The sequence below is a fragment of the Frankia sp. EI5c genome (assembly GCF_001636565.1).
Lineage (GTDB): Bacteria > Actinomycetota > Actinomycetes > Frankiales > Frankiaceae > Parafrankia.
The window spans coordinates 1-4,917 of the sequence record NZ_LRTK01000139.1 but is presented as its reverse complement, the minus strand read 5'-3'; the positions used below and the strand labels follow the sequence as shown (position 1 = coordinate 4,917).

The window sequence follows — 4,917 nt, the reverse complement described above, 5'->3', positions numbered from 1 at the left end:
GGTTGCCAGTTTGCCCGAGCAGCACCACACGCCGTCCATCGGGTGCGAAGCGCTTGGTCCGCAGCAGCATAGCGGGCCGGTCCGAGGTGACCGGATCACGACCAACGCCGCACTGTGACGGAGCGTCCCGCGCGCATTTCCCGCACTGGCGGTGAGGCGGTTCGGCATCGGGCGGCCCGCTCGTCGGTGGAGTGGGCGTCGATCCGTCCGCTGTCGGGCCTGCCAGTGATCTTCGCTGGCATGCCTGTATCCAGCGACCACGGCTCGGAGGGACTACTCATTTCCTTCGGTATTATGAAGTTGAATTGGGATCGCCCGAGCGACGTTTCCGTTGCTCGCTCCGTAAAAGTGATCGTGTTCGCCGGTAGTGCTCCTGTGCGAGCTCGCTGATCTCAATGCCGTCCATGAGGGAGCGGGTGATGGATTCCTGGCCGGTGTGGATGGCTTCGACGGCGGATTCGCGGATGAGGTCGGACAGGCCGCAGATGCTTCCTGCGCTACGATCGTGGAGGTAGTTCCAGAGGCGGACGAGGCTTCCGGGNTTGTGGTGGTGGAGCAGAAGGGCGTCTTCCATGGCCTTAATGACGCCAATCCATTCTTTTTTCTCCTGGTCGCTGTTGAGAGTGAAGGGCCTCATTTTGTGGAGGGTGTTGCGTCCTGAGGTCTGGGTGGCGCGGGTGCTGCCGTGGCCTTCGAGGAACAGGCCGGAGGTTTTCAGGTCGACTCCGGTGTAGATGAAGGTGGCGGCGGTGTGGTTGGCGAGGTATTTGAGATGATCGTTGACGATCTTTCCTTCGCGGGCCGACAAGTCGAGGAAGTGGATGTCGTCGATGATGACGAGTTCGACGCCGCAAAGCCGCATGGCATCGAGGACGGCTTTCGTGATCTCATTTTTGGTCGCATGGTTGGAGTGGGGGTGACCGAGGTAGTCCGCGAGGATGACGGAGAGATCTTTCGGGGTGGCCTGGGAAGGGATGTTGAGATAGACGACCNGGGTGTAGTCGACGAGGTAGCCGTTGATGACGCGGGGTTCGGTGTCGATGGCGAAGCGGTCCGGATAGCGGCTGCGGAGGGCCTGCTCGAAGTCCGCGGCGAAGATTTTCACCAGGGTTGATTNCNCGATGGTGGCGGGCCCGTCGAGGACNATGCCGCGGCGGGCTCCGGGGGCTTGGCGTGCGTTGGTGCGCATGCGCCGGNGAATCAGGTGGTGGATGCGTTTCATCTGGTCGGTGCGGACGATGATCAGGGCGCTGTGGTAGTCCTCGCGGGCCTCGTCGAGGAGGGCGCGCTGGTCGGGGTCCATGCGCAGGTAGGCGGCGTGGGAAGGCATGGGTGGTGGGGTGGGCGGGGCGGTGTCGAGGTAGGCGCGCCATTCTTCTTTGGTGCGTGGCTCGGCAAGTCCGGGGTGCGCGAAGTGCATCAGGGGATCCGAGGAAGGCGGGGTTTCCAGGTCTCGGCCGCGGGGATCTCGTCGAGATCGAACTCGTCGGCGGAAGCTGGTGGCAGGTCTGTCGGGGGTTGAGGGTCGTCGGCTGGCGGGCCTGCCCGCTGGGCGTCGCGGTGTGCTGCTCGGCCGCGGTGGCTGTCGCGGGCGGTCCGGCTGCGGGCGGTTCGGGTCCAGGTCGCCGGGTCGTCGGCGCGGTTCTGGAGATCCAGGAGAGCGGTGGCGACGTCGTCCTGGTCGGTGGGGTTGCGTCCGCGCTGGGAGACGAGTCGGCGGGCTTCGCGGATGGTGACGTCGGTGAACGGCTGGTGGACGTCGAGGGCGTGAGTCCAGCGCAGGACGTGCCACCGCCCGTCGTCGGGGTCGTGGAAGTAGGCGTGGAGCAGGTTACGGGGGTCACGGCGGATCGGCCAGAGGCCGTCCGGGTAAGGCGAGCGGGTCCTGCGGTAGCGGTAGAGGATGTCGGCGTTGTAGGTGAGATAGCCGATGCGGACGCCGGCCGGTTGGATGGTGCGGCCTTTCCCGTCGGCGATCGGCAGGAGTTCATAGTAGAGATCGGGATCGTTGGGGCAGTCGACGTAGCCCGCGGCGGCGATCGCCATGGCGTATGCCTCGTTCGGCGAGGCGCGCAGGTCGGGGAAGCCGTGGAGGATCAGGCCCTGATGGTGGCGGCGCTGGTAGATCCCAACCGCGTATTCGGCGAACAGCTCGGCGATATCGTCGATGCTCCACCGGGCGGTGTCCTCGGCGTGCAGGCCCCGGTGGGTGATGTCAGAGCCCTTGTAGCCGGCCAGGTGTTCACAGAACTGCCGGTTGATCGTCGCGAAGATGCGTTCGACGTGGGGTTTGTCGGTCGGGGTGAACATCCTGGCGTCCTGGATGCTGATCCCCAGCCGCCGGCATGCGCGGGTGACGACCTCGGACTTGTAGGGTTTTCCGTGATCGAAGAGCAGCGTCTCCGGGTAGATGACCGGCCGGGCCGCGGCGTGCGCGAGACGCTGGTCAACGGTGAGGATCCGCTCGTGCGGGATCCGTAGCGACGCGAAGCGCAGCGCGTCGGGCCAGTGCGGACGCATCGGCTCCGGGGTCATCACATCCGCGAGCAGCAGGCCGATGTCGACGCTTTTCGTGCCGCGCGGGGTGAGTCGCCAGGCCAGCAGGGACCGGGTCGCCAGGTCNAGGGCGACCGTGAGCTCGACCGGCACGGTGTCGTCGGTGTCCGGGTCGTAGGCGATCACGTCGAGTCCGGTGGTGTCCATCATCACGACCTCACCCGGGCGGGTGGCGGTCGCTTTCCCGAAGGTCCGGTCCGGCTGGTTCGCGGTGCGGATCCGCAGCGTCGCCGGGTCGTCGGGTCGGGGCCCGACCAGCGCCTGGTGGACGATCCGGCGGAAGCGGTCCTTGCCCGGCAGGACGACCTCGCCGAGACCGTGCTGGGCGTCGAGCCGGTTCTGGGTGCGCCGGTGGAAACGGTTCCCGATCGTCGCGGAGGACTCCAACCGGTCAGCGGCGGCCTGTTCACGGATCGCCGTGATGATCCGCGGGTCGACGGGGGCCAGCGGGGCGCAGGGGCGGGTCTTGCGCCGGTCGGCGAGGCCGACCAGGCCATCGTGCTGCCAGGCCCGGCGTAGTTGCCAGAGCCGTCGGCTCGTCAGACCCAGCTCGGCTGCTTTGGTGTCGATCCGCGCGGTCAGCGTGGTCTGAGCCGGATCGTAGGCGGGGTCGGGTTCGCTGTGATCGGCCGCGGTGCCGGTCGGGAAGCCGGTCTCGACCTGGTGCAGGTGTTCCTCCAGTTCTTCCACGCGGGCACGTTCACCGGCGGGCAGGCCGAGCAGGATCGCTTCCCGGTCCACCGCCTCGGTGCGCACCTCCCCTGCGTTCGCCGGCGCGCTGTCGGGGATGGTGCGGAAGTCGGGGGCGGCGAGCAGCGCGGCCAGCAGGATGATCTGCATGCGGCCGGTCTCCGACCGCAGCCGCACGCCGGTATCGGTGAATCCCACGATCTGCTGGGTTTCGTTGTCGAACGCGACCCAGTCACCCAACGCCAGCCTGGTCGGCGCGGTCATCGGCCGCGCACCACGGTGCGTTCGGACAGCGGTGTGTCCAGATCGCAGACCAGCTGCTGACACCAGAGCAAGTGGAAGATCACCGGACGGGCCAGTTCCGGGGCGCCCGTCGCGGCGGCCAACTCCGCCACCGTGGTCTGCGTCGCGGCCTGGGTCGTGATCGACGCTGTCAGCCTGCTGGTGGCCCGCAGCGGCCGGCGGTAGCCGGCCAGCCAGGCGACGTTGGCGTAACGCTGCGGGGGCGGAACGGTCACCATCTCGTAGGCCCAGCCGATCCGATCGCAGGCGGTGGCAGTCCGTTCGGTCTGCTGGACCACCCGCGGATCGTGCCGGCGGCGAGGATTCTTCACATCGACGATCAGGACCGACCCGTCCGCGCGGCGGGTGAAGATATCCGGGACGTGCCGCCAGTCACCGGCGACGTCGGTGCCATGCAGCTCCAGGGCCTGGGTGGCGATCGCGGTCACCGGGGCGTCGAAGTCCAGCAGCGTCAGCCACTGGCGTTCCAGGAAGCTCTCATAGGCCAGCAACCCGCCTGTGGTGGCGGACCAATACCAGCCCGGCGTGTGGCGCTGTCCATGGTAGGCGGGGATCACACGCACCGGCCGGCAGGACTCGAAGGCAACGCTGCCGGCTTCCTCCGCGAGGACCAGCCGATCGACCCCACCCGCCTCCACGTAGCGGATCTTCAGTCTTCGGGTGCTGTGCCGGCTCATGACGAGACCCCGCGACCCGCCAGCAGGCGAACGCCGTAGCGAAGCAGCTCCTCGCAGGCCGCAGGCGGCAGGGCTGCGACGAAGCGACGGCGGTGAGCGCCGTCCAGCCTGCGAGCAGCGCCTCGCGTCGGGCGCCCGTCCGCAAGCCGGGCGGGATAGGCAGGGGCGTCGCGGATGTCCCCACCGGTCACCTGCGCCCAGACCCAGGCAGCAGCGTGCCGATACTGCCCCGGGCAGGCCGGCATGCCCGAACGGACAGCGATCCCGTCCAGCACCGCGGCGGGTATTTCCGTCAGGCCGGCAAGCGCATCGCGGCGCGCCGCGTAGTCGACCGGCCCCCGGGCCGCCAACCGGTCCATCACCTCCGAGACCCCCGCCCAGAACGCCTCCGGGTCCGCCAGCCCGCGGATCACGCCGGCGTTCCTGCTCACCACCCCGGCATGGCCGGCCATACCCAGCCTGCCCACGGCCAGATCCCAGGACCGGGCGCCGAGCAGACGGCCGCACGCGGCGGCGGTCAGCCGCCGCCCGGCGACCTCCGCGACCCCTGGCAGGCACGAGGCGACCAGCTCCCCGTAGTCCGCCACGTCGATCAGCTGAGGGATATGGCGATACTCCAATCCGGCTGCGGTTGTCGTTCGTAGCACCGGACGCACGTCGGCGTCGAAGACCCGATGCCGGGAACGGCGGA

At 68.5% G+C, this 4,917-nt stretch carries 2 protein-coding genes and 1 pseudogene; all 3 read right to left on the bottom strand.

The window, feature by feature from the left end:
* Positions 1–542: 542 nt before the first annotated feature.
* A pseudogene (locus UG55_RS48395) lies at positions 543–992 on the bottom strand (TniB family NTP-binding protein); the annotation flags it as partial.
* 2,514 nt (positions 993–3,506) lie between these two features.
* The gene (locus tag UG55_RS26565) at positions 3,507–4,226 is read right to left on the bottom strand and encodes a TnsA-like heteromeric transposase endonuclease subunit (RefSeq protein WP_066072373.1); all 720 of its coding nucleotides are present in this window, start codon (positions 4,224–4,226) and stop codon (positions 3,507–3,509) included.
* On the bottom strand, positions 4,223–4,917 hold a 695-nt coding region (locus UG55_RS26560), incomplete at its 5' end, for a hypothetical protein (RefSeq protein WP_206779446.1). The genes UG55_RS26560 and UG55_RS26565, both read right to left, overlap by 4 nt.

Coding starts and splice junctions, on each gene's coding strand:
- UG55_RS26565 (WP_066072373.1), bottom strand. CDS start 4,226: ATGAGCCGGCACAGCACCCGAAGACTGAAGATCCGCTACGTGGAGGCG.